The organism is Pedobacter sp. ISL-64, from assembly GCF_018613605.1.
Classification (GTDB): domain Bacteria; phylum Bacteroidota; class Bacteroidia; order Sphingobacteriales; family Sphingobacteriaceae; genus Pedobacter.
On the sequence record NZ_JAGGPU010000023.1, the window covers coordinates 122593 to 149142 of the forward strand.

24 protein-coding genes are annotated in these 26550 nt (G+C 39.5%); 6 read left to right on the forward strand and 18 right to left on the reverse strand.

The features are described from left to right. Positions 1-23: 23 nt before the first annotated feature. Both J7E57_RS24345 and J7E57_RS24350 read left to right on the forward strand, forming a co-directional pair. Complete coding sequence (locus tag J7E57_RS24345) at positions 24-1949, forward strand: M56 family metallopeptidase (protein ID WP_215131696.1); 1926 nt, start codon at positions 24-26, stop codon at positions 1947-1949. A 29-nt stretch (positions 1950-1978) separates the two neighbouring features. Then, positions 1979-4426, forward strand: a complete 2448-nt coding sequence (locus tag J7E57_RS24350) for a TonB-dependent receptor (RefSeq protein ID WP_215131697.1) — start codon at positions 1979-1981, stop codon at positions 4424-4426. A 634-nt stretch (positions 4427-5060) separates the two neighbouring features. Here the strand turns inward: J7E57_RS24350 and J7E57_RS24355 are convergent. The 4 genes from J7E57_RS24355 to J7E57_RS24370 all read right to left on the reverse strand — a co-directional run bounded on the left by J7E57_RS24355 (position 5061) and on the right by J7E57_RS24370 (position 10181). Further along, entirely contained in the window at positions 5061-6350 is a 1290-nt protein-coding gene (locus tag J7E57_RS24355) for a gluconate:H+ symporter (RefSeq protein ID WP_215131698.1), read from the reverse strand. Between the two features lie 150 nt (positions 6351-6500). Then, positions 6501-6683 carry a hypothetical protein gene (locus tag J7E57_RS24360; protein WP_121282208.1) on the reverse strand — a complete coding sequence of 61 codons (183 nt, stop codon included), beginning with the start codon at positions 6681-6683 and terminating at the stop codon, positions 6501-6503. 281 nt (positions 6684-6964) lie between these two features. After that, positions 6965-9499 carry an ABC transporter permease gene (locus tag J7E57_RS24365; protein ID WP_215131699.1) on the reverse strand — a complete coding sequence of 845 codons (2535 nt, stop codon included), beginning with the start codon at positions 9497-9499 and terminating at the stop codon, positions 6965-6967. Further along, positions 9492-10181 (reverse strand): ABC transporter ATP-binding protein, encoded by a 690-nt coding sequence (locus J7E57_RS24370; protein ID WP_215131701.1) that lies wholly within the window; start codon positions 10179-10181, stop codon positions 9492-9494. Before J7E57_RS24370 ends, J7E57_RS24365 begins: the two co-directional genes overlap by 8 nt. Before the next feature lie 104 nt (positions 10182-10285). Between J7E57_RS24370 and J7E57_RS24375 the strand changes: the two genes are divergently transcribed. Then, entirely contained in the window at positions 10286-10969 is a 684-nt protein-coding gene (locus J7E57_RS24375) for an arylesterase (protein ID WP_215131702.1), read from the forward strand. Positions 10970-11160: 191 nt separating this feature from the next. On the opposite strand, the gene J7E57_RS24380 is transcribed toward J7E57_RS24375, so the two are convergent. From J7E57_RS24380 to J7E57_RS24440, 13 genes are all read right to left on the reverse strand, one after another. Further along, complete coding sequence (locus J7E57_RS24380; RefSeq protein WP_215131703.1) at positions 11161-12954, reverse strand: cytochrome-c peroxidase; 1794 nt, start codon at positions 12952-12954, stop codon at positions 11161-11163. A 75-nt stretch (positions 12955-13029) separates the two neighbouring features. Beyond that, the gene (locus J7E57_RS24385) at positions 13030-14517 is read right to left on the reverse strand and encodes a PhoX family protein (RefSeq protein WP_215131704.1); all 1488 of its coding nucleotides are present in this window, start codon (positions 14515-14517) and stop codon (positions 13030-13032) included. A gap of 174 nt (positions 14518-14691) precedes the next feature. After that, the gene (locus tag J7E57_RS24390) at positions 14692-15573 is read right to left on the reverse strand and encodes a hypothetical protein (protein ID WP_215131706.1); all 882 of its coding nucleotides are present in this window, start codon (positions 15571-15573) and stop codon (positions 14692-14694) included. Beyond that, positions 15573-16574 carry a hypothetical protein gene (locus J7E57_RS24395; RefSeq protein WP_215131707.1) on the reverse strand — a complete coding sequence of 334 codons (1002 nt, stop codon included), beginning with the start codon at positions 16572-16574 and terminating at the stop codon, positions 15573-15575. Before J7E57_RS24395 ends, J7E57_RS24390 begins: the two co-directional genes overlap by 1 nt. Continuing rightward, positions 16574-17506 carry a hypothetical protein gene (locus J7E57_RS24400; RefSeq protein ID WP_215131708.1) on the reverse strand — a complete coding sequence of 311 codons (933 nt, stop codon included), beginning with the start codon at positions 17504-17506 and terminating at the stop codon, positions 16574-16576. Before J7E57_RS24400 ends, J7E57_RS24395 begins: the two co-directional genes overlap by 1 nt. A gap of 21 nt (positions 17507-17527) precedes the next feature. After that, a complete protein-coding gene (locus tag J7E57_RS24405; RefSeq protein WP_215131709.1) occupies positions 17528-18025 on the reverse strand; it encodes a hypothetical protein in 498 nt (165 codons plus the stop codon). Between the two features lie 64 nt (positions 18026-18089). Then, entirely contained in the window at positions 18090-18485 is a 396-nt protein-coding gene (locus J7E57_RS24410; protein WP_215131711.1) for a hypothetical protein, read from the reverse strand. Beyond that, positions 18482-19414 (reverse strand): DUF3592 domain-containing protein, encoded by a 933-nt coding sequence (locus J7E57_RS24415; protein WP_215131712.1) that lies wholly within the window; start codon positions 19412-19414, stop codon positions 18482-18484. Before J7E57_RS24415 ends, J7E57_RS24410 begins: the two co-directional genes overlap by 4 nt. Positions 19415-19585: 171 nt before the next feature. Then, positions 19586-20050 (reverse strand): hypothetical protein, encoded by a 465-nt coding sequence (locus J7E57_RS24420; protein WP_215131713.1) that lies wholly within the window; start codon positions 20048-20050, stop codon positions 19586-19588. A 3-nt stretch (positions 20051-20053) separates the two neighbouring features. Continuing rightward, positions 20054-20440: a hypothetical protein gene (locus J7E57_RS24425; protein ID WP_215131714.1), complete on the reverse strand. Its 387-nt coding sequence runs from the start codon at positions 20438-20440 to the stop codon at positions 20054-20056. Between the two features lie 6 nt (positions 20441-20446). Then, entirely contained in the window at positions 20447-21073 is a 627-nt protein-coding gene (locus J7E57_RS24430; RefSeq protein ID WP_215131716.1) for a hypothetical protein, read from the reverse strand. 54 nt (positions 21074-21127) lie between these two features. Next, positions 21128-21655, reverse strand: coding sequence for a hypothetical protein (locus tag J7E57_RS24435; protein ID WP_215131717.1), 528 nt, complete (start codon positions 21653-21655; stop codon positions 21128-21130). 10 nt (positions 21656-21665) lie between these two features. Next, positions 21666-21995 (reverse strand): DUF4870 domain-containing protein, encoded by a 330-nt coding sequence (locus tag J7E57_RS24440; RefSeq protein ID WP_215131718.1) that lies wholly within the window; start codon positions 21993-21995, stop codon positions 21666-21668. A 230-nt stretch (positions 21996-22225) separates the two neighbouring features. On the opposite strand from J7E57_RS24440, the gene J7E57_RS24445 reads away from it, so the two are divergent. Then, positions 22226-24073, forward strand: a complete 1848-nt coding sequence (locus J7E57_RS24445) for a hypothetical protein (RefSeq protein WP_215131719.1) — start codon at positions 22226-22228, stop codon at positions 24071-24073. A gap of 787 nt (positions 24074-24860) precedes the next feature. On the opposite strand, the gene J7E57_RS27320 is transcribed toward J7E57_RS24445, so the two are convergent. Further along, on the reverse strand, positions 24861-24983 hold the full coding sequence (locus J7E57_RS27320) for a hypothetical protein (protein WP_262897906.1): 123 nt from the start codon (positions 24981-24983) through the stop codon (positions 24861-24863). 225 nt (positions 24984-25208) lie between these two features. Here J7E57_RS27320 and J7E57_RS24450 point away from each other — a divergent pair, with 225 nt between their 5' ends. Further along, the gene (locus tag J7E57_RS24450) at positions 25209-25907 is read left to right on the forward strand and encodes a hypothetical protein (protein WP_215131720.1); all 699 of its coding nucleotides are present in this window, start codon (positions 25209-25211) and stop codon (positions 25905-25907) included. A gap of 188 nt (positions 25908-26095) precedes the next feature. Continuing rightward, positions 26096-26347 (forward strand): CPCC family cysteine-rich protein, encoded by a 252-nt coding sequence (locus J7E57_RS24455; protein WP_215131722.1) that lies wholly within the window; start codon positions 26096-26098, stop codon positions 26345-26347. Positions 26348-26550: the final 203 nt, after the last annotated feature.

Here is a 26550-nt window from a genome sequence, read left to right on the forward strand (position 1 = left end):
ATAACAGATTCTAAAGAACCACAATGATGGAATTTAAGTTAATTAACCTTTTACCTGAAAATTGGCTGCATGCCCTTGGAGCTACACTGTTCCACTCATTATGGCTTGGGGTAATATTGGCCTTGCTTGCTGGTGTTGTTATGTTTACTACCCGAAAAGCAAGTGCGGCAATGCGCTATAACCTGCTCACCATATGTTTAGCGTTGTTTGTTGTGGCCATATTTTTCACCTTTTACAAGGAACTGCAAAAGCCTATAGGTTCTATAGCTGATCAGGTGGTGATTAATCTTCCTGGTGGAGCTACAGATGAGCCTGTAATTGCAAACGTTCAGCATGATATGTATTCGGGACTGAACAAAATTCTTTCTTTATGGAATGCCTATGCATATCAGATTGTACTGATCTGGTTTTTAATTATATGCGGAAAAAGTATTCAGTTAGTGGTAGGTTTAAATGGTGTATATCATTTGCGTAAACATAAAACTTATGCTGCAGGTAAACAGTGGGATGAAAAGTTAGCTATGCTGGCCGAAAAATTAGGTTTAAGTCAGTCCGTTAAAATTATGCAATCGGGCATTGCACAGGCGCCAATGGTTGTGGGGCATTTTAAACCCTTAATTCTGATCCCATTGGGTTTGCTTACCGGCCTGTCAAATGCAGAGGCTGAGGCTATTCTTTCTCACGAACTGGCTCACATTAAACGCAAAGATTACCTGGTAAACCTATTACAAAGTTTTATCGAAATCGTTTTCTTCTTTAACCCAGCGGTACTTTGGGTATCACAATTAATAAAAACAGAACGCGAACATTGCTGTGATGATTTGGCCATTGCCTGTGTAAGCGATCGAAAAAACTACGTTCAGGCCCTTATATTCTGTCAGGAGTTTAAGCAGCGTGCACCTGCTTATACCATGGCGATAACGGGTAAGAAAGGTAGCCTGCTGCACAGAGCAAGCAGGATGTTATTCAACACCAACTCAACTTTAAACAAAATGGAAAAGACAATATTAACCATCGCCCTGGTATCGGTTGTGGTTTGCAGTGCTGCGTTCAAGAGCGTGGGCAATGCAAAAACAGTTACCAGCAAAACCATATCAACATCAATATTGGTTCAACAAGACACCACTAAGAAATCTAAACCGGCTGACGAAAAATCTGCAGATCAGTTAGAAAAAGAGATCAATGCAAGGATGGACCGTCAGTTGAAAAAGTTAAACGAAAAGGAAAAACTGAAAAAAAGTGAAACAGATGAGGATGTAAGGGCAAGGAGTGTATATGAGAAAGCCAGAAAAGAGGATATGCGACAGGCAGAAGAAGATGCAAAACAAGCTGTTCGTGATGCTAAACAGGCCGAATCAGATCGGCTACAGGCTATTGCAGATGTTAAAATAGCAGAAGCCGACGGTAAACTGACCGAATCAGATCGGAAACAGGCCATTGCAGATGCTAAAATAGCAGAAGCTGACGCAAAACAAGCCATTGCTTATGCTAAAAAGGCAGCCACAGATGCAAAGGAATATGCTAGATGGGCAAAAGAATATAAGCAGGGTGAAGGTTATCAGGTACCTCCCCGTGCACCACGCCCACCCAGAGCACCACGTGCTGTACCCGCTACCCCTGCAACTCCGGCCACACCTCCAACTCCGCCTATGCCACCAGTTTATAATGAAAGAACAGGCAGCAGAACCAGTACACAACGTACGGTTACGTCGAAAACGGTAACCGACGGAGATGGACATGATTATACCGACGCAATCAATAAACAGTTGATGAAAGACGGTATTATTACCAGTACCAATAAATTGTCGTATAAACTCAATAAAGACGATTTAATTGTAAATGGCGTAAAACAAAATGCTGATGTACAGAAAAAGTACAAACAGCAGTTTTTGAAAAACGATAAGCATTCGTTGATGTATAATTTTCTGATCGAAAACCATAAAAACTAAGTTCTAAAAACGCTAATCCAATTCACATCATGAAATTTAAGCTCATGGCTTTTTTAGCCGTATGGATGAATATTGCCTTTACTTTTGCTCAAGCCCAAACTCCTCAGTCCAGAATTTACGGTCGTGTATTGGATGCCGATGGAAAAAATATAGAATTTGCCACAGCTGCACTGCTTAAAGATTCGGTGTTGGTTAAAACAACCTTCACCGAAAAGGATGGATTGTTTAGTTTCGATAAGCTCAGCTATGGAAAATACCTCATCAAGGTATCGGTTGTAGGTTCGCCTATCTATCAAACCGATACCTTGGTTTTAACCGCCAATCGGGCTGTTATCAATTTGGCCGACATCAACATTAAAGCTGGAGCAACCAATTTAAAAGAGGTGAATATTTCGGGTCAGAAAGCTTTTGTAGAGCGGAAAATAGACCGTACTGTTGTCAATGTTGATGCTTTGATCTCCAATGCGGGTACAACAGCAATGGATGTGCTGAGTAAATCGCCCGGGGTAAATGTAGATCAGAATGGGGTAATCTCGCTCAAAGGCAAGAGTGGGGTGGCTATTTTCATTGATGATAAACCAACCTATTTATCGGGTGCCGACCTGGATAATTACCTGCGTTCGCTGCCTTCCTCCTCGCTTGATCAAATTGAGCTGATGACCAATCCGCCTGCTAAATATGACGCTGCGGGAAATGGAGGGGTAATTAATATCAAAACCAAGAAAACCAAAATCGCTGGGTTTAATGGAGGGATTAACCTGAGCTTAAATCAAGGCGAATTAAGTCGCTCGAACAACAGTTTCAACTTTAATTACCGCAAGGATAAAATCAATGTTTTTGGTAATCTGAGTTATAATCTGAACAATAGTTTTACTGATCTTGATCTGAACCGGAAATATAAAAATGATGATGGTAGTGCCAAATCCTACTTTAATCAGAATTCTTATTTCCGCAGGCATGGCAATACTTTTAATTTGAAGACAGGGCTTGATTATTATGCATCAGACCGCACAACCTGGGGCGTGGTACTTACAGGAATGAACCGGATTTCTAAACAGGTAAACAACAATACCAGTAATTTATCCAATGCTTCGATGCAATTGGATTCGGTCATCAGGGCTGAAAATATCGATCAGATCAAATATCAAAATGCAGGCGTAAATTTAAATTACAGGCACAAATTTAAGCAGGCAGGACGAGAATTGACCTTTGATGCCGATTATCTGCTTTACCGAAATCAAACCGATCAAACTTACTACAACTTCAGTTACCTGCCCAGTGGAGCCTTAAAATACCAGGATATTTTAACAGGTAACCTGCCTTCAAATATTGACATCTATACCGCTAAAGCTGATTATTCGCATCCACTGGAAAATAAGTGGAAGCTTGATGCGGGCGTTAAAACCGCTTATACCAAAACCGATAACATTGCCGATTACTTTAATACCGCAAACGGGAAAACCAATGCCGATTATGAAAAGAGCAATCACTTTTTATATGAAGAAAACATCAATGCAGTTTATCTGAATATGAGCCGGGAAGGAAAGCGGTTTTCGCTTCAGGCTGGCTTGAGGTATGAAAACACGGTTTCTAACGGCCATCAATTGGGCAATCTAATTAAACCCGATTCGAGTTTTAAAAGAACCTATAACAGTTTATTTCCGACGCTTTATTTCTCCTATAAACTCGATACCGCAGGTAACAATCAACTGGGGCTTAATTATGGAAGAAGAATCGACCGACCGTATTATCAGGATCTTAATCCATTCTTTTCTCCTTTGGATAAGTTTACCTATTATGTTGGCAATCCTTTTTTAAAGCCTTCATTTACCCAAAGTATCGAACTTTCTCATACTTATAAAAATAAGATTACCACAACATTTGGTTACAGCTGGGTGAGAGATGAGGTGAACGAAACCATCGAAATTTTAAATGGTACCTATTACAGCAGACCAGCAAATGTGGGCAAAACAAGAGTGGCCAATGTTTCGGTAAATGCAGAGATCGACCTCACCAAATGGGTTAAGCTGAATGCTTATGTTGAGTATGCAAAAATAGTTTCAAAAACAGATTTCTACACAGGTTTTTTGGTTACCAATGGAAGTTATTTAAGAGCAAATCCGAATTTGCAGTTCAAAATCAGTCCGACCTGGAATGCAGAGGTAAATATGCGTTACCAAAGTAAACTATCTAATGTACAGTTTTTATTGGGTGAAGTACATGATTTCGGTGCAGCGGTGCAGAAAAAACTTTCAGCAAAAAGTACATTGAAATTAACCGCTAACGACATTTTCAGAACCCGTATTTATAATGGTATAATCAATAATCTGGCAAACACAGAAGCAAACTGGGTTAACCGTCAGGATTCGAGGTCGGTTGTGGTGAGTTATAGTTACCGTTTTGGTAAAGCTTTTTCTTCGCCGGCTAAACACGAGTCTTCTGGTGCCGATGCAGAAAAGAACAGGGTGAAGAATTAATAGAACAATTCGCCATCCCGACTGGAGCACAGCGAAATGGAGGGATCTATAGAATTGATCATTTTTTTGAAAAGCAGTGTATGTGGTGCTTCGGTTCCGATAATCCCGCCCTTTGCTTAATTCCTTTGAATCCCGATGTAAAATCGGGAGGAATAACGCTGCCGGTCGGGTTTATTTTACCCTGAATAGTAGCACTGTTTAAGATCACTAAACCCGATCGGAGCGGGATGCTAATTCCTTCTAATTGGCAGAAGCGGGAGCGGGGCTGTTTTGGCCAAAGGCTGCTGTAATTGCTTTCCAAAAAATAATGCAAGTGATAGGTCGTTATCCCGACTGGAGCAAAGTGTAATGGAGGGTCTTTGAGCCTGATTTGAGTACAATAGATAGATTTTGCTGCGCAGAGCACTTCGTGGTTCTCGGTTGCGTTTCATTCCGCTACCATTGACAGTTTCTAAGAAAATTCGTCATTGCGAGGAGGAACGACGAAGCAATCTTTCTTGCTAATAAGATTGCTTCGTCGGCCGAAAAGGCCTTCTCGCAATGACGATAACATGAGGAGATTTATCTCCTTAAATTCTCCTGTCATTAATATTGATTTTTATAAAATAAATTACCCCTCGAAATGACGGAATTGCTACACAAACTGGTTTAATACTAAAACCCCAATAAGCCCTAAAATAGAAACCAAACTTTCCATCATGGTCCAGGTGCTGAAAGTTTCTTTCAGGCTTAGGTTAAAGTATTCTTTAAACATCCAGAAACCTGTATCGTTTACGTGAGAAAACATCAAACTCCCTGCGCCAACCGATAAAACCATTAACTCTGGAGGTGTTCCGGGGCCGATTAAAGGGAGTACCATACCCGAAGCGGTTAATGCGGCCACAGTTGCTGAACCCAGGGTTACCCTAAGCGACGCGGTGATTAGCCAGGCGAGTAATAATGGCGATAAATTTAGACCGCCAGTAAGCTGTTTTACGGTTTCGCCCATACCACTGTCGATCAAAATCTGTTTAAAGGCGCCGCCTGCTGCAATAATGAGGATAATCATGGCAACACTCTTAACACCCTCAGCGCACGATTCCATTGCTTTTGTAATGGAAGTTTTTTGAACCGCTAAAGCAATAATAACCGAAATTAATAAGGCAGCGGTAGGATCGGCTAAAAATATAAACAGCGGTTTACCGATATAATCTATTTTGAAACTGCTTCCTATGGTTCCGGCGATGATTAAGAATACTGGCAACAATGCGGTAGTGAAACTTCTTAAAGCGGAAGGAAGGTTTTCTTCTTCGTTGATACTGAAGTGCTGAACAGTTACCGATTGTTCGCGTTTGAGCATCAACCGTGGGAAATAGATTCCGGCAATAACCGCAATAGGTACGCTTAAAGTTAAACCGTAAATTAGTGTTTTACCAATATCGGCATGGAAAATGCCCGCTAAAGCAACCGGGCCAGGGTGAGGCGGTAAAAAACCATGTGTTACCGAAAGGGCTGTGGCCATCGGGATGCCGATGTATAATTTTGATAGTCCTGTTGTGGCAGAAATGGCAAAAACCAATGGGATTAACACCACGAAACCTGCATTGTAAAACAAAGGAATCCCCACCAATAAACCGGTTAACAGCACTGCCCATTGAATGTTCTTTTTGCCAAAGGCCCCGATCAATATGAAAACAATCTTTTTTGCCGATCCGCTATCTTCAATTAATTTGCCCATCATCGCACCGAGCGCTAAAACCATTACCATACTGCCCAATGTACTGCCAATGCCATTGCTGATAGAAGCCATTACCTTTGTAGCTGGCATGCCTAATAAAAGGCCTGTAATAATTGCTACAGCAATTAGGGCAATCATTGGGTTGATCTTTTTCAAGATCAGCACGAAAAGCATCAGGATGCCGAAGAGTAGGATAAGTAATGACATTTGGTTAGGGCTTAGGTAATGTGATTAAATGTAGTTTTTAACACAGATGCACACAGATAAACACTGATTTTAATATTATCTGTGCCTATCCTTTTTATCTCCCGAAAATCGGGACAGGTCGTGGCTAATTTTCGTTTTTTTTAGCGCTTTTTACTTTTTAACGGTAATGGTTCTGCCGGTAACGAGATGAAACTCGTAAACCCGGTATAGGCCATCGTCGCTAATCTCTATATTTTCTACCAGGCCGGTTTTGCTAAAAGTATCGGTTACCATATCGCCAATTTTTACATCTTGCAGAATATCGTTAGGGGTATCGTTGTTTAATCTGATCATAATCGTAAAAGTATCAATTATTAGTAAAACTTGTAAGATTGTTTTAATCCGTTGTTGAGCTTGTATAGCTTGAAAGGCAATGAGATAACATTTAAGCCTCATATTTGTGTCATGTTAAAGATCCGTCAGCTCTGTGGCTACAAGTATCAAAGAAAAAGCCGGTAACGATGCAACGCAGTGGTTCGTGAGGACACGAACCACGGAATCAGAATCAATATACTGCTCTGTTTTCTCTGTGCCTTTCTCTATTTGCTCGGCGGTTAATACCTCTCGCTCACCGCTTAACTCTCCGTCCTTAAAATCTTTAACGGCGGTTGGTTTAGGATGCTTCTTGTACTTAATACACCTGTAACTACCACGAGCGATACAATTGAGCCAAACAACAATAAGGTTGGTACCAATGGAGGCACAAAGGCTGCATCGAAAGTGAATTTAGCCAATACCCAGCTTCCGCTTATGGCTAAAATTAATCCGGCGCCTGCAGCAAAAGCACCTAAAAAGAAATACTCGATCGCATTTATTGCTAAAATCTGCTTTCTACTTGCACCCATTGTACGTAACAAAATACTTTCTTTTATCCGCTGGTTTTTACTGGTTAATACCGAAGATATTAAAACAATCCAACCGGTAACCATGCTAAAGCCGGCCATAAACTGAATTACAAAACCGATTTTACTTAACAGCTCATCTAAGAGTTTTAATACCAGATCTAAATCGACGACTGAAACATTTGGAAATTTTTGCACCACTTCTCCCTGGAAACGAGCTGAAACTTCGCCCGATGGTACCCTGGTCATCAATACATGAAATTGTGGTGCTTCTTCTAATACCCCTGTTGGAAAAACAACCCTAAAATTGGTCTGCATTCTGCTCCAGTTTACTTCCCGCAAACTTCCAACAACTGTTGGGATCATCATACCCTGCACATTAAAAAGAATTTTGTCATTCAATTCAACATGGATCTGTTGGGCATAACGCTGATCCAGTGAAATATAAACCGTTTCATTAGGTTTTATTTTTCCGGTCCATTTGCCCGATGTAATTTTCTCCGCTGCGGTTAAAGTATCCTGATACGTAGCCCTGATTTCGTTGCGATAAGCCCTTCTGTTACTGGTGTCAGCACTGGCTTTCTTTCCATTAATTTCTTCAATGCGCATGGTAATTACGGGTACCTGGTTCATTACCGGCAATTTGAAAGCTTTAGTTAAACTGTCCAGTCCTTCTTTTTGTGTGTTCTGAATATCGAACATCACCATGTTGGGCTGGTTGGCGCCTGATGAAAGCGTAACGCGACTCATTAAGATCCCCTGAACAAAAAATAGGGTGCAGATAAATGCGGTTGATAAACCTATAGAAACGGTAAGCATCAAGGTTTGGTTATTCGGTCGATAAAGGTTGGCAAAGCCCTGTCGCCATAAATAACTGGATGAATTGGGTAAGAGTTTTCTCACCAGAAACATCAATATTTTAGACAGGATAATCAACAGCACAAAAGCGATGGCAATACTTGCGGTAAAAGCCAGCGTTTGTATCCATGTTTTCATCTGCAAGTGCGTAAAAGCCATAATAAAGATCGCCATAAACAGGTATACCAACCAGGTTAGCGGATCTCTTTTTCCAGTTGCTTTTTCAAAAGATATCCGGATGGCATTTAATGGCGAAATTCTCCTAACGGATAGGAGTGAGGGAAGGGCAAAAAGGATCGAGATGATTAGCCCCAATAAAATACCCTGGCCAACTGCAGGCCACGAAATCTGCATGGTGATCTCGATCGGTAGAAAATCTTTTAGTACCAAAGGTAGCAAGAACTGTATTCCCGTACCTAGAACAGCCCCTAAAACAGCGGCAATTAAGCCAATGAAAAAGACCTGGACAAGGTAGATTAAAAAGGCATGACGCGATTTTAATCCTAAACACCTCAGGGTAGCAATAGCGCTTAGTTTTTCCTGAATGTACACATGGATAGCGCTACCTACACCAACACAGCCCAGCAGCAAAGCGATAAAACCAGATAAGGCCAGAAAACGGTTTACATCTTTAAACGATCTTCCGGTCTGTTCTTTTCTCGATTCAACCGTATCGGCATCAAAGCCTTCTTTTTCTAATTTGCTGTCCTGCTTTTTAACCCATTCATCTATTTTGGACGGATCGTTATACCTGAAATAGAATTTATTGTTGATCCGGCTTCCGGTTTTAATCAGATTGGTTTTATCGAGGATTTGTAATGGAATATAAACGGTAGGTGCTATACTTGCACCAATACCGGTTTGGCCCGGGGCTTTGGTTAAAGTGCCCAGTATATTGAAATTGAGATCGCCTATTTTTACCGAATCGCCAACTTTTGCATTAAACTGCAGCATCAGGGTTTGATCTACCAATGCATTTCTTCCCGATTGAAAGTTTTTTGCTGCAGCTAGGGGAATGGTTTCTATTGTGCCATAATAAGGGTAATTTCCCTCCAGCGCTTTCATCTGTACCAAGCGGCTACCTCCGCCTTTCTGGAAATAGATCATCGAAGCAAAGGTTTTCTCCTGCGATCGTTCATCGCCAAGTGTATCGAGCATTTTTTGCATCGCTTTACTTACGCCCTTCCGGCTATCTAAAACCAGATCGGCTCCTGTAAGTTCCTTTGCCTGTGCATCGATGTCTTTTTGAAGGTTATCTTTAAACGAATAAACCGCAACGAGGGCTGCAATACCCAAAACAATGGATGAGATAAAGAGCAATAAACGTGCACGGTTTTTCCTGCTATCGCGCCAGGCCATTTTAAACAGCCACGAAAACTTAATAGATTGTTTTGGGAGGTTATTAGGCATAAGTAGGGTTTTCGTCTGAAATGATTACGCCGCCTTTAATTTTAATGCTCCTTGCCGTTCTGGCAGCCAGTTCAAGATCATGTGTTACGATGATCAAGGTAGTTCCGGCATCTTTGTTTAAATCAAAAAGCAATTTGATTACTTTTTCACTGGTTTCTGCATCAAGGTTTCCGGTAGGTTCATCTGCAAAGAGAATAGCAGGTTGATTTGAAAATGCCCTTGCCAGCGAAACGCGCTGCTGTTCGCCACCTGATAATTGTACAGGATAGTGGTGCGAACGGTCGGCCAGGCCAACTTTATCCAGCAGTTCCAATGCATGTGAGCGGATATTTTTTGCTCCCCTCAATTCTAAAGGTACCATTACATTTTCGAGTGCGGTTAAAGTGGGCAACAGTTGAAAGTTCTGAAAAATGAAACCCACATATTGATTTCTAACAGCTGCCCTTTCATCTTCATTTAGCTTCTCTAAGGCAATACCATTCAGCTCAACTGTTCCGCTACTGGCCCTGTCCAATCCGGCACATAAACCAAGTAAGGTTGTTTTTCCGCTTCCCGAAGGACCAGTTATGGCCACAGTTGAGCCAGCTGCAATCGAAAAATTAATGTTGTCCAAAACGGTCAGTTCCCGTCCGGCACTTTGGTAAATTTTGCTTACATTTCGGATGTTCAATATGCTTTCCAATAGCTGAATTTTTAGGGTTTGCGTATAGATTGTGGCCAAACATAACGAGGTACTGCCTGTTAAGATAATGGTTTAAACAATAATTAGATATAGATTAATTAGATATGTTACGAAAACGATTAATGGGGCTATTTGTTTTGAGCCTTGTACTGCTGAGCTGCGGAAACCGCGAAAATAAAAGCAATACCGATAAAACTTTAGATTCGACTGACCAAAAAACAGCTTCCGTGACTACTGAGCAGAAGAACATCCTCTTTTTTGGTACTAGTTTAACAGCCGGTTATGGACTCGACCCAACGGAAGCCTACCCGGCATTGATCCAAAATCGGATCGATTCTTTACAAATGCCTTACAAAGTAATTAATGGTGGTTTAAGTGGCGAAACTTCTGCTGGCGGAAAAGGACGGATAGATTGGTTGCTTAAACAGCGCGTAGATATTTTCGTGCTCGAACTTGGCGCCAATGATGGATTGCGTGGGTTGCCTGTATCGCAAACGATTAAGAACCTTCAGGCGATTATTGATCGTGTAAAAGCTAAATACCCTGATGCTAAAATGGTGTTGGCTGGTATGCAGGTTCCGCCTAATATGGGTGCCAAATATGCTGCCGACTTTAAAAACATGTTTCCTGATCTGGCAAAGAAAAACCAAATGGCCCTGATCCCGTTTTTATTGGATAAGGTCGGTGGTGTTCCTACATTAAACCAGGCCGATGGCATACACCCAACTGCCGAAGGAGATAAGATTCTTGCCGAAAACGTTTGGGTAGTGTTGAAGGATTTGTTGTAAGGCGTAATATCTGTCTGGCAATAAGATCCTGAGATGAACTACCATTGATGTATTCTAAAGAAAAGTCATCATTGCGAGGCACGAAGCAAGCTTAATGCGCACGCTACTAGCGTGCGCATTAAGCTTGCTTCGTGGGCTGAAAAAGCCCTCTCGCAATGACGATTCCCCTCTTCGTTGCAAACGAGGGCTATTTATGGACGATCTTCCAGTGTGCCTAAAAATGCAATAATCTGTTTTATCTCCAATTTGCTTAAGTTCAGCTTATCGGCAGATAGAGTCTGGTTTTTAACATTGATTCCCATGCCTGCACCACCACCTTGGTTATAAAAATCCATCACCTGCGCTAAGGTTTTATAAACACCATTGTGCATATATGGACCTGTTTTGGTGATGTTTCTTACAGTTGAAGTTTTAAATGCATGTTGATATTGTGGGTAGGCATATAAGGCATATCGGCCCAGATCGGAATCTATTTTAGGCTTTAAGGTATCAGTATTAACGGGCACACCTAAAACTTCTGCTTCACTTTTAATAAAGAGAGGTGCCTGGGTACCATTAAATAAAGGTGCAAAATGACAACTTCCACACTTTGCTTTTCCAATAAAAAGATTAAAACCTTCTTTTTCTTCTTGAGTTAACTGTTTTTTATCTCCTTGCATGTAGCGGTCAAATCGGGAGTTAAACGGAGATAACGAACGGATATAAGATGCCAATGCATGCTGGATTTTCCATGGATCGGCTTTCGTAGTTTTATTTTGATAAGCTTTTTGAAATAAGGTTAGATAATTTTTTGATGAATTAATTCTCGTTGCGGCCTGTGTTAATGAACCATTCATTTCCTGTTTATGATGAACCACATCAAGTGCCTGATCTTCTAGGGTTCCTGCTTTTAAATCATAAAAGAATCCGCGCTGTAACCCGGCATAAGCTAAAGTTGGTGTATTTCTCAGTAGCGATTCTCCTTTTGTAATTCCTGCTGCTTTGGCCAAACCATCCGTAAAGGCGAGTGATTGTTGATGGCAGCTGGCGCAGCTCCGATTATTTCCATTAGAAAGTACCGCATCATTGAACAAGATTTTTCCAAGTGCAATTTTATCTTCATTGATAAATAAGGTGCTGTTGCCTACAAATTTGTTTACATTAAAAGCGTTTACCTGGAACATACTTGTTGCATCGTCGCGAAGCGCGCCGCCGCTGGCGGCAGTTGGTACTTTTTTTTCTAAACGGAGTAAATTGATGTGTTTGCTGATCGGATCAAGATATTCAGTTATAAAAGTCAAACGATCGAAATGATCAAAATCGGTATTTTTATCGAGGTAGCTTATCGCTGAAGGTATCAATTTATCTGATGCGTCGTTTTCATACTTTGCCAGTGCGTTTGCTATTCCCTGTAGTGCCGAAGCCGTTTCAGGTATCGATTGTAAGGCGTTTGGGGTATCAAAACCAGTAATGCCTAAACTGGTAATCCTGAAAATTTCTAAACGGATAGCGTCAAATAATTGTGCATCGGTAATCTGGTACTGTTCATTAAAGCGGCTAACACGTTGCAGGTTGAGCTGCATTTTTTTCACCTCATTCCCTAATTCTTTTCGGTTTTCAGTTGTTGGGGCTTCGTAGATAATTTCTTCCATTACCTGAAAGCCCGTTGGATTCTCAATGAGATTTTCGCCAAGTTCAATTTCATCTATTGGTGCACCGTTAAGCAGAACAGAAGTCGAAGGGAAAAAATATTCGATATAATACTCCAGCTGTTTGTATTTTATCCTTGCCTGTAAAAAAGATTGTTTAATTGCTTTTTCATTCCTGTTTTGAACAGCCTTCGATAATTTTTGGTCAACAATACTTTGAAATTCAATAAGCTGTCGGTCAAAATCTGCTTTTATCCATTCTGTATTTGACCTGTTTTCCGTCTTGCAGAAAATGGACAACAAGGTAGTGAAGGTAATAAGTACAACGAAAAAGATAATTTTTTTAAGGCTAGACATGCTTGGGCAGGAGTTGAAATAAAATAGAAAAATCCCTTCCAGCGTTTGCCGAAAGGGATAAAGAGGTAATTTAAGTTATTTAGAAACGCCGCGAACAATTACGACTTGTCCACCTTCGTTATTATTTACCAATCTTGTTGTACCACCATCGGCATTTTTGTATTTATCGCTTGTCCAGGTGTGCGGGTGTAAATTAACTATGAATGTATCGGGGATACCAGTCAGTGCAGAGATATCGTACATTGCTCCATATTCCCAGCTACTTAATTGTACGCTGTTTGATGGGTTGTATTTAGTATTAAAGGTCGCGTCTGTTCTGCGGTGGTTCATTTGTAACATCGGTTTTAACGATTTTGAAGCCATCGCAAATTGCCAGATGGTCCCATCATGGTCGTTGTTTTTGTAGAACGAATCTCCATCTTCCTGGATGTACACGTAGTTTTCGGTTACACAAAGGTTATCTGGATTTACAATACTTTTTCCAGGGTTGTCATTTCCGTCAACGGCAACTTCTAATTTACCTTTTAATGGATTGTTTGCATCCAATACCAGTTTATATACACGGCCCCACATGGTTTTTCCACTTACTGGTGTAAGTTTATCGCCCTGGCTAACACCGGTTGCAGTAAAATATACTTCGCGTCCGTTTGCTGCGCTGCCTTTTCTGTAATCGATATCTTCTACGCGGGCTAACATTAAAGCTTTTTTATCGATTGTTTGTTGCTGTAATTGTGCACCTGTACTGCTTTTTACGTTATCAAGTTCTACAAATTCCACATCATAGCTTTGTCCTTTGTCCATGTTTGTTTCAATCGGATCGTTATTGCTGCGTTTCATAACATATAACTTTCCGTTTTCCAGGTCGCCTTGAGTGTTAGATACGTACATGGCCAATTGCCCATCGGTTTCATCTTCACCAATCATGATAACGGTTTTGCCAGCATACGATGCTTTGGGAAGTGGCACTGCGTTTTCTGCACTCCATCTACCCAGTGCACTAACTGTTCTTTGTTTGTTCTTTTTATCTGCTGCCGCAAGTGGATCGATGGCATGGATCATCGATTCTGCGCCGCTTTCTCCGGCAGTTAAGAAAACTGGTTTAGCAAAGCCATGTTCTTCTGGAGTTACCATTGTAGCAGAACATAAACGGGTCATACCGCCATCAGAATCTACAATATATTCTCCTTTTACAGGTTTGAAATTTTTATCTAAGTATACTCTCGATACCGATTGAAGAATTTCATGGTTATTGATCATAATAAAACCTTCGCCAGCTGGATTTTTAATAATTCCGGCGCCGTCAGGTTGTGCACCAAATATAAAATTTGGTGATTCTGCCAGTACATCATCTGAGCTGATCAGCGTAGTAATATTCAGGCTTTCGAAACCGGGCATGGCTTTTACCAATGAATGGTTTACCGAGTAATCTTTAAGTGTAATAGGAGTGATCTCTGGGTTTTCTGCCTCATTATTCTTTTTACAGGCACTGATCACAACTGCCGAAGTAACGAATGCGGCAACAGCAAGGGCTAATGCCTTTTGCTTTAATAATGTTTTGTTCATAATTTTTGTTTTCCGTTTGAGGCAAAATTACATTGGCTATGTTTCCGGAAATTAAAGTATATGTTAAGCTAAGCAGCATCTGCTATTTAGAATTGTTCTTTTGATCAACAAATTATTTGAGGCTTGTTAAAGTGGTGATTCACAAAAGGAATAAGATCATCCCATTCCTATTTTTCACTCCTGCCTAAAGCTTTTCAAAGTCCCATCATTATTAAACTGGATATCATACCGTTCACGCGTACCCGTTATGTTTCCAGGAAACCACCGCATACCGTTATCCCAAATAGAAATATATACTGAAGTGCTTGGTTTTGCACCTTCAACCTCAGCGGCTTTTTCATTATAAATCTGCACTACTTTATGCGCATCTGCAAAACTCATTTTATTTAAGGGAAATATTCTACGTTCAATGTTTCTAGCCAATACGGGTTTGGGTGCAGACCAGTTACCATCTTTGTATTGGTAGGCATCTACATATTTCGGGTTGCTGGGGTGCTGTAGTGCCAGATTGATAGATCCGTCATCGTAAAAATGGACAGACTCGTACACTACAATTTCTTTGTTGCGGTACTGCGGCAGTCTCCTCAGTTTTTCTTGGGCATTATTAAGTTCTGCAGCATTTAATATTCCCTTCTTTACTTTTATTGCAGGTTTTTCTGCGCCGATATCGTTTATTACGGTTTGCGGGAGTTTCATTTCCTTTAAAAATTCATTTACTCTTTTTTGGATTTCCTTGCTGTCAGCTGGTGTTTGCTTTTGTTTCAACAATTCAATATCATCAAAAAGTGCCTTTGCTTTACCCTGCATTTCTGAGGTATTAATTGTATCGCCATTAATCACAACCGTTTTGTTCTGCAGATGCTGTGTAGAAGTGGTGGTTTTAGTGGTGCTGGTATATGCTCCATGTTTGCCGAAGCTGTTTTCCTGGTTATACTTTTTAGCTAAAGAATCGTTTGGATGAAAGGTTTCATCTATACTTTTTGTAACCTGTTTGCAGCTCAAACCGAGCAAGCTGAGCAGTACAATTAGGCTATAAAATTGCTTTATGTTTTTCATCAGAATTCTCCTTCAACTTGATTTAAATCTTTCTCGAAAGCAGCTTGCTGCGGATCCTCTTTGAGGTAAAAAATAGAAACATATTCCTGCCTGGTGATATCCAGATCAAGCAGATTTACAATCCTTTTGATATTTACCCTGTGTTTTTGGCAAAACTGATCTGCAAATTCGAGTTCAAAATTGATCATGGGCTGCTCGTTGATGTGGGTTCCGGTTTGGTAAGCCTTTAATAGTCGGGCATTAGTCTGCGTACCTTTAAATTTAATCAGGAACAATTTATCAGGTTTGCCGATAAACTTTCTGAGGATAAAAGTTCCGAAAATACGGTAAAGTAGCAGCGTAAACGCACAGGTTAATAAAGGATGGCCAATACTCATAAAACGCCAGCCCATGCCCTCACTTTCCGAATGATAAGAATAAACATAATAAGCAACAACAATGGCTGCAAAGCTTAGCCAGGCCAGGTTAGTAAGAACAATAATCATTTTCTTCATGCTTACTTCTGTAGTGGCAAAAATAAAATAAGGGGCTTTGTTTACTTCTTTATCTAATAGGATACCAACGGTTTTACCAACTTCGTAGCGGCGCTCGTAGGGTTTTGAATCGTTTACATCAGTTTTTTGAGTAATAGTGCTGCCCACCAGGTTTTTAAACTGCAAAGTAAGTCCATAGCTATCGTAAGCTGCTCCTGATTTCAAGATTTTCGCCGATTTTAATATCTTGGCCTCACGCGGTTCGCCGGTGGTTTTAAGTTTTTCTATGTTCCGTTTGACCAAAAAGGGACGGACTACCCATTTCCGGTAATAACCAATTAACAATACAGTCCATAACAAGATAGATATGGCAAGCAAAGTAAGCGAATACCATGGATTGCTGTCCATCAGGTTGGGCATGTTCTCGCTTTTGATGTTGTAATATAACAACATAGGGAATGGGATAGCGAAAAACAGCATGTAAATGATCGAGAATATCGACAGTCCTTTGCTTATTTGGTAGTTCATTACTGCTTATTTAATTTTAATATTTTGTATTGTTCAAAACTTTGGTTCATAGCGGTATAAAATGCGGCATAAGTTTCATCATTAAAAGAAATAGTAGCCACCCATTGTTTTTGCTCTGCCCATTCAAGGCTTTCGTAATGCTCCAGTTGCCTCAACAAGGCATAAAATTTATTTTTTAAACCATACTTCGAGTCAAAAGAGCTAAGCATAAATTTACGCAACTGTTCGTTTTGTATTAATTGGCTTTCCCATAAATGGCTGTTTAATGCGGTTTGTACAAACGTCAATACACTATCAACATTATTTGTTAGGGGCTGCACATGGTTAATCAGGTAATGATGGTCATTTAGCCATTTTATTACCATTAAAATTAAGTTTACTTCGTAGTTCCACTTACGATCAAATTCTGTGGCGTGATACAATTCGTAAGTTTCTTTTACAGCGGCAAAATAACCACTGAGCCTATTTTCTGTAGATATCAGACTCACAATGATATCTACATGCTTATTAAATGGGAAGTATATGCTTGGGTATTTTTTGCTCTGATCAAATTTACCGAAATGGTTTTCGATGCTTTCCAAACTGCTATCAGGTGGCGGACTAACATTCCAAAAGCTATCGGGTTCTTTTCGTTGCCGCTTTTGGTAGAGCTTGCCGTCAAAAACAATTTGGGTTAGATATAGAAGGTATTTTTTTCCTTCTTTAAGCACTGGGAAATCTTCATTTAAGACCTCTGATTTGAAATGGCAGGAAAATCCCCATTCTTTATCATTTAAGCCACCACTATTTTTGATGCCAAGGGGCGTGGTGCTATTGGGTTTCATAATTGGCACCGACTGTGGAAGTACCAGGTTGCGTTGCGCAAAGAAACTGATGATATTTGGATCGGTTACGGGTAACCCCAATAAGGCTAATAAATTTTGTTGTGTCATAAGGTAGGCGCTTAATTTTAATTATGATCTTCCATTACCTCTGGTAAATTTTTCTATTTCAGTTAAAACTTCGTTTTCAAATGCCTCTTGCCTGATCTCACTTTTACGGTTAGTGCCAAATGGCTGACTAATGGCGAAACTTTTGCCATATTTATTCTGTTTATGCGATAGGGCATAATGCAGCAGGCCATCTTCCTGTATATGAATGATATGGATATCGTCGAGCCCCATTATTTTACGCATATATAAGCCAGGGATTTTTCGGTACACCAGCCGGGTATATTCATCAAAAATATAGGTAACATTAAAGTGGAATATAAAATCGTATACCGCTGTAATGGTAGCCACCATACCAATGGCCATTACTGCCCATTTGGTATCGTGATGAAGATTAAGCAGGGGTACCACTATAAATATGGCTGCGGCTACCCCTGCAAAAAATAAAACTTTCCCCTTGTAATCGCGTTTGGGCTGGAAACTTAATTTTCCACTTTCTACTTTTAGGTTATATGCTGTCATTTTGTATAGGTGTTTATCGCTAACTAGTGAATCCGTTGCCAAAGGAAATTTTCCTGGCACCAACTTAATCCTTCTTCTTGCGGTTTGCCTTTTCCCTTATTTTTTGAAGATTTACATCCTTCAAAAACTCGTTTACCTTTTCCTGCATTTCGGCGCTGGGGTTAGCTTTATTGTTTTTTTGTATCGCATCTATATTTTTGAAAAGTGCAGCGGCTTTTTCTTGCATTCCGATCATGTTCACCGCATCGCCGTTTATAATTACATCATGGTTTTGCAGCTGTATATTGCTCCTGGTAGTGGTTACAGTAGAACCATTTGTTTGTTCCGGTTTCTGTGCCTGTTTTTTTATAGCGGCCTCACTTGGGTTAAAGGTATTGTCGATGCTATTTCTTACTTGTTTACAGCCACATAATATCGAAACGCCGGTTAACAGGCCAACGCATAAGGTTAGTGCTTTCATAAATCAACGTTTAGTTCGTTTAAATCGCTGGCAAATGCAATCTGTTTCGGGTCTTTTTGCAGGTAAAAAATAGCTATTTCCTTTTGCCGGGTACTGCCTAAGTCTAACAGGTCTACTATTTTTTTTATCGTAATGCCATGTTTTTGGTGGTTGTGATCGGTAAATTCGAGTTCGAATGCCACCATAGGCTGTTCGTTTATATAGGTGCCGGTTTGCCATGAGCTGATTAATGCTGCTTTTGCGGGCAATCCATTATATTTAATTAAAAAATCATTTTGTGGATCTTGATGCGCCAAATAGCCAAACAGCTTTTCTATAATATTGATATTATTGAACAATAGCATTGCTGCGCAGGTAACAATGGGATGATAACAGGTAACAAAGCGCCAGCCCATTCCTTCGTTCTCTGTTTGGTAAGCATAGTAAAAATAACCTGCAACGAGCGCCAAAATAGCAAACCAGCCCGCATGGAACAATAGTATAACAGACTTCTTAATATTGGCTTCGAAGGTAGAGAGTATAACAAGCGGATAATCTTTAGGATTTGGGTTAACAATAACTTCTACCTTATTTCCTTCCTCGAACTTACGCTCCTGAGGCTTGGTATCGTTAACTGTAAGTTTTTGTTCTATATACGCACCAACAAAATTTTTAAAAGATAAATTAAGTACGTAGGTATTGTAGCCTGCATTTGGAACCGATTTATCGATCTGGCTTAAGATCACGGCTTCGCATTTTATCCCTGTATTTTTAAGACGCTCAATTTTTTTTACGACCGCAAAGACTGTTAATATCCAGCTTTTATAATAGCCTGCTAATAAAACCACCCAAAGGATAATGGCCAGGCTGAGTAAAGCCAGGGCCAGTAATGGGTTGGCTTCTGCCAGATTTGGCGGGTCATCACTTTTTATACCATAATAGATGATCATTGGGAAAGGGATTGCATAAAATAGCGAGAATAGTTTCCAGAATATTGACATGTTGATGTGGTTCTTATTGTACTTGTTTATTAATATGTTAACCTGTCCATTTACCCATAGCTATTCGACCCATTTTAACGGCACCAGTTAATGGTTACCTGCTTTGTCATTGAATATATATTACGAGGGTAATCCCATTATTTCACTTATTTCTTCATTCAGCCTTTGCAGGGGTTTTGCTGTGAAATAACTCTGCCACAATAAAATGTGCTTTGTTTTATTGCCTTTGTTCATCACCAAAATAGCCTGTATAGCAACCGTAATAAAATAGCTTTTTTGTTTTGAGATCAGGAAATGATCAAAGTCATCAAAACTATAACTAGTAGGCGAACTGAAAAAGAAAACCTTGCGCTGTATCTCCCGGTTATGGTTATCGAAAGTTAAAACTGCTGTTGCGCGCAGTATAGCCATTGCACCTACAAACACAAAAAAAGCAATGTATAAAGGGTTAGCTTTACTGGTACTATAAATCAGGATAGCTATAATGGCTGCCAGCGAAAAAAAGGCAATAATGTAGAACAGACCCTTTTGTACCTTAAGTGTATAGGTATTGCCTTGCTGTTCGAAATGTTTCAATGTTTGCATCTTTTAAGTTTTATTTAGTAAAGGGTTAATTATTACATCTTGATTTCCCTCATCATCTGCTTCTAAATAGGGTTTCCAGTTTAATTTTTCGGCTACTTCTAATAAAGCATTCGTATAAATCTGATCTATATCTGTGCCCTTGGCACAAACAATCGCGATTAGATTGATTAAGTCTATTTTTTTAGTTGAGGAAACAAAATCCCCGTCTTTTGTTTCTACCAGTGTAATATTAATCCAGGGGAAATGATCTGCGTTGCTTAAAGTTTTGTTATCATCCTGTACAAAATTACCTGTCTGCAACAGCACACCTATTGCGGTTTCAGTTTCTACTTTTTGGCTATACTCCCTATCACTTTTTATATTGTAATAATTATATCTGTCGCTCCACATGTTTTTTTATTCCCCTAGTTCCCTCCGGTTAGCCAAAAGGCCTTCCTGTAACTGATCTATAATGCGCAGCATTATGGCTTCGAAGGTTTCGGTAGCCAAACTCTTATGGGTTAGCGGAATCAGGTAATGGTCTAAAAAATCAGATATATTATCCTGATGGTAACGCACCGTTCCGAAATTTCCATTGCTATCAAAATACAGGTAATCGGCTTCTTCAAACCCCCAATTGGTTCGGTACAGGCCAAAACATTTATAGTTGCTGTTTAAATAATGCAACTGCGCTTTGTTTAAGTAATTATCCTCTTCCAGTTCCTGCCTATCGTTTATCCAGCAAAATTTAATGTAATCTACTATTCCGAGCGATTGGCAACGGTACCATTTGTTTTGATGGTTTATACTTTCTATTAAGCTTTGGGCCGAATCGATGCTTAACGCAAAAAGTTCATCATCATAGGGTTTAAGGCTGCCCAGTTGGCTGTAAAAGGATACTAAATCTGCTGGGACAGGAATTTCGAAGTAAGTTTTTAGCTGTTCCATTTCAGCTGCTGTAGCCGCATCATGGAAAGAGATTTGCTTGTACGGGCCTGCTACTTGATTAAATGCGGTTATACGGTTTTCAATTTTCTGTATCATAGTGAACTATTGAATGAGGGAATGACGAATGATTGATTGAATATATCCCAGTAACTAAAAGGGCATCTTTTCTACTTCAATTCCGTTTTCTTTAGCATATACATCTGCAAGTTTCCATAGCTTCTCGTATTTCTTAATAAATATGTCGTAGCTTTTGGTATCCACTTTAACTAATACGGCATTAATCTTATCCTCAGGTTCATGGTTATCTATCATCTTGGCTACTTGCAGGTGTTCTGTTTTGTAACTGGCTAAAACATAAGTATACAAGTCTTTAGAAGCATTTAACATAGCTTCTGTTTTGGCCGTAGGCTTTAGTTTTTTTACTTTCTCCAAGTCCTTTTCAGCGCTGGCAATCGCATTCTGCAGGTACTTTTCGCAATTGGTTACTTTACCAGGGCCGGTTACGCTTTTGAGATAAATTTGATAACCTTCAAAATAGTAGGTGCCAAAGCGCGATACCCCATTGGTATTCAATGCTGCCCGATCAAAATATTCTTCGGGCGTGTTAAACGAAAATTCGCATGCGGTGATGGTCAGGACCATCACCATTAGCATGACATTTTTGATGTTGAGGCGCATAAGCTTCTTTTTAATATTTACCAGCAAATGAAGATTTGTCTTCGAACCATTTACCAATAAGTGGAACAGGTTTTAATGCACCATTGGCCGCATTGATAATGCCCATAATCCATAGAATGATAAAAGCATAACCAACAAGGCCCAAGAATGATAAACTAGGTACTATGCTGGCAATAATGGTAAATGCAATATTGAAAATGATACTGACTATCGCCAGGCCTAACGACTGTCTCAAGTGATATTTAAGCAAGGTATCAGCTTTATCTTTTCCCATAAAATAAGCTACTAACCAACCAATAATGGTGATGTAAGAAATGATTGAAAGGGTTTTGTTGTCCATGATTTAATGTTTTTAGATTGAAAAATTATTTAGGTCAAATTTGAGGCTAATCATCATCATCTAAAAGAATTTGCCACCTACAGAACATCTACTGTGTTTTAATAAAACGTCTACAATACATCTACAGGTATTCTTAAGTTATTGTTAGTTAGTGTTTTATGTTTTTTAGTTGTTTTCAGCTTTTGTCTACAATTTTACCCAAGCTCCAATCTTTATACTAATTTTACGATATGAAGTATCTGGTTTTTAAAAACATATTACTCTTGATTGGGATAGTTATAGGTTGTTATACGGCCCAGGCGCAAAGCTTATTGGATAGTACAGCGCTCGATAATTTAAGTGAGAAGGATAAACCAGCCCTGCTTACGCAGTTGGCAGAAAGATATAGGGTTAATGCAAACTATTCAGCCGCAATTGTAAAGGCGCAACAAAGTGTAAGTTTGGCAATAAAACTCAAAAACGCTACCGAAGCCACAAAAGCATATGCCATGCTGGTTAATGTTTATGCAAATACGAAGCAGTTTGCTTTGCTGAAAAAAACAAGCGATACCACTTTTTCTATTGGGCAACAGGCAAAACAGCCTATTGCCTTAGCTTATGCTTATTACGCACAAGCTTTATTTTACAATGCTATCGACAATAATGAATTGGTAACTAAGTATTGCCAGATGGGGCTTAAAATGTTGGATAAAAAATACGATCCTTATCTTACTGCTAAAATATATTACCAGTTATATGCACTGAATACGAGGTGGGACGATGTAAAAAATGTAAATAAATATGCTCAAAAGGCCACTGAAAGTGCACTTAAAACTACCGACTATAACCTATTGAGTAACTGTTATATTGCGCTGTCGGTAGCTGCTGATTACAATTTTGTAGCAACTAAAAGAGAATTACAGCGGGATAGCATTATTTACTACTTAAATAAAGTGCAAGATCTTTATAAACAGTACCCTCAATACGTTGCCAGAAAAACATACGCTATGGCTTGCATCAATAGTGCAGATTATTATTTGAAATACTTCCCTGATACAGATCAGGCTGCGAAAGCAAATGCCATTCGGTACGCAAATATGGCCAACGAGGTAATGAGAGGAGTACTGAATGGGGAAGAGGTTAGGGCGAGCAGTTTGGGTATTTTGAGCGAATACGCCAAAAGAGATAAAAATACAGCCATGACTGAAGGGTATTTACAGGAGGCTTACAGTATGATGAAAGACCAGCAAGCGCCATATTACTACACACTGATCAATATTGTAATGGCATTATCCAGCTTTTATGAGCAAAATGGCAATTACGCAAAGGCACTTGAGTTTCAGAAAAAAGCAACAGCATACAACAGTAAACTCTTTGATCAGAAGCAGGCTTTGAATGCCCAAAAACTAGAAGTACAATACGAAACTGAAAAAAAAAACAATGAGGTAAAGCTGTTAAAGCAGAGCGAAAAATATGCGCAGCAGCAAAAGTACCTGTACATTGGTATTGCCATTGCTTCGCTGTTGGGGCTAATATTCATGTTCAGGTCTTACCATTTTAGGTTAAGATATTCCTTACAACGCGAAAAACAGCTGCACCTGGAAAAACAGGATGCTGAATTGCAGATGAAACTCGAAAAAGAAGAGCGGGCAAGGCTGAGAGCTGAGCAGCAATTATTGGAAAGTCAGCAACAACAGTTGCAGAAAGAAGTAATGGCCAGCCAATTGCAGCTGGAACATAAAAAAGAGATGCTTTTTCAGATCAAGGAAAAATTTAGTGACAACCATCAACTGAATATTAATAAAATCTGGAATGAAGAGTTGCTTTTGGATAACGATTTTGAGGAAGCAAAATTTCAGATCCAACAGGTACATCCAGAATTTTTCTCTCTGTTAAATCAACAGGCACAACAAAAACTCACTGCACTCGATCTGAAACTCTGTGCTTACCTGCACCTGAAGATGGATACCAAAAAAATTGCCCAGTTGATGCATATCGAAGCCAAAAGCGTGCGCATGAGCCGCTACCGGATTAAACAAAAGTTAGGTTTAGGGAAAGACGGCGATCTTAATCTGTTTCTTCAGCATTTAGGTCATTAATGGTGCTTTAGGCAACATAGCTGTTTGCCTGGAGAATCGGAAATATATGGTTTTCAAAGCATCCCGACTGTATTAAATGCTTTGAACCATAATCCTTACAGCAGCATGCGCAATGCCATTATTTAAGCCCCCGGCACAGGTAGATATAATTTAAACATAGATGTTTCCAATCTTCAGGAGATAAAAAGAATGCACACCGCTATAAAAATCTGTGTGCATCTGTGGTTAAACCCCACAATCTTTAAAATTAGTTCTTTACCAGTATTGGTTTAGGCCTGTAATAAAATTCTTCTTTTTCAAAAGTATCTTCATGTCTCTTTTCTGTGCGGTTAGCAGGTATTTATAGCTCTTTTTCAAAAACCATTCATGCTTAAAATAAAATTTAAGACTTCACCAAATAAAGACCAATAAGGAATAATTATTCTAAGCTTTTTAATCGTGGTGTTGAGGAGGATATTCTAACTTCTTTATGCTCTTTAGGAGAGGAGAGCCTGTAAAACAGCAGCCAATAAGTGATGGCCATAATCAACATACCTAAGAGCGCACTGATTATATCATTCCTTTTCATACTTGTTTCGCTACAAAAAAAATGCCGATACGCTGATATCGATCCCAATAATTGTTTTTCTTCTTCTTTTTTATCGATTTCTTAATTTTTTAAGAACATAGTGAGAAGTCTGCTTTTCGGGAATGAGGAGGGCTTTGGCTACAGTGTAAACAAAAAAAGCCACTACTAATAGGGCTTTTTTTGTTGCGATAATATATTATGCCCGGAGGTAATAAAGTTTTATTTCTTTGGTAGTGTGTTGGAGTTATTGGTATTTTCTGTCCTAAATAATGGTGCCTGATAATCTTTAGGTAAGTAATCTGCTGGAATGGTGGTGGCATTTCCATCTCTGAGCGTGGACATGAAGGTTGTTTATCGGCAGGTGAAGGCGATTATGGGATGCAGATTTTTGCTGATAAGGTAATTAAGGATACCAAACATACCCTGGTAAACGGAACCAGCCGCTCTTATCACTACTACTGGCACCTTTGCCATTACTGGAACTGGTGAGAGCCTTGGTATGGCGGATTCCGCGAATCTCAGGGCGATTATCGTTTAGAAAACCAACCGTTTCTCGAACGTAATTATATGCCCAATATGTTGGGATGGTTTTTGCTTTCCTCTACCACTACCGAAGAAGGTATTGAATGGATGATGGCCAGGGCTGCGGGTTACAACGCAGGCTTTGCATTGGTAGCACGATATAAAAATCTTCAGAAAAATCCGAATACTGGCAAGTTACTTGCTTTAGTTAAGCTTTGGCAGGAAGCCTACAGATCAAAAATTTTCTCTGCCGATCAGATTACCCGATTGAAAAATCCGGAGAACGATTTTCATCTCGAAAAAACAAACGAAAACTGGAAACTCTACCCGTTCAAGAAATACAAATTTGAGCATGAGAAAAAGGATCTTCAACCAGGAGAGCCTACTTTTTCTAAATGGGAATTTACAAATAAAGAAGCGGAGCAGCCCTTAAATTTTACCTTAACCTTTATGGGTAAAGAGGGAAGCATCAGTAACCCATGGATTGAAATTGATGGTTATTTCAAGTTGGAACTACCTGGCGAATATGAAGCCGGAAATTCTGTTGTTTGTGATGGAACCAGCATTAAAATGTACAACAAAAAAGGTGGTTTTGTTAAAGAAATTAGCTTAAAACAAGCTATTCCAAGCCTGAAAGCTGGAAAACATACCATGAAATTTGATTGTCAGTTTCCTGAAGAAAAGGAGTTGACCAGTAGATTTATTATTAAGACCATGAGCAGTGCCGAACTCATTTCGAAATAGGTGGTTCTTTTTCATCTATCTAAAGATTAGAAGGTATTACTTATTGATCGGAATTCGCCATTTCCTCGCTTGCGCGCGCCTATAGACCTGTGGGGAATAAATAGATTTGTTGCTACCTTTAAGTCCAGGCAAGTAGCTAACTGGTTTGCTGTTAATTGCCGACGACAAGTTGATACATGGAATAAATAATGGATACAGAAAATAAAATTAAATGTGCTTGTTGTGGTTTTTTTACGATCGAAAAGGATGCGGTTTCAACGATCTGCCCAGTTTGTTTTTGGCATAAAGATTTTTATCAGGAGGAGCATATTGATGATGATGGAGGACCGAATTCAATTTCTTTGCGAGAAGCAAAAGTGAATTTTAAGTCTTTTGAAGCTAAAGAGAGAAGAGTTTTAGATTTTGTAAGACCACCTGAAGAAGATGAGATTGAAGGATAAAGTAGATTTAGTATAGAATACAAGCGGGTATTAATCAGCTTTTAAAATTAAGCCTTAAATAAACTAAAAATATCATGAAATATTTCGTCGCAGATCGGCTCTGCTTTAACTGCTTTAGTTAGCTGCTTTTTCTAAGTGATTGCATTAAAGCGCAAGTCGGGCCTTCGCTTTTGGCCCAAGCGCTAAGATTCTGTGTTGATTTC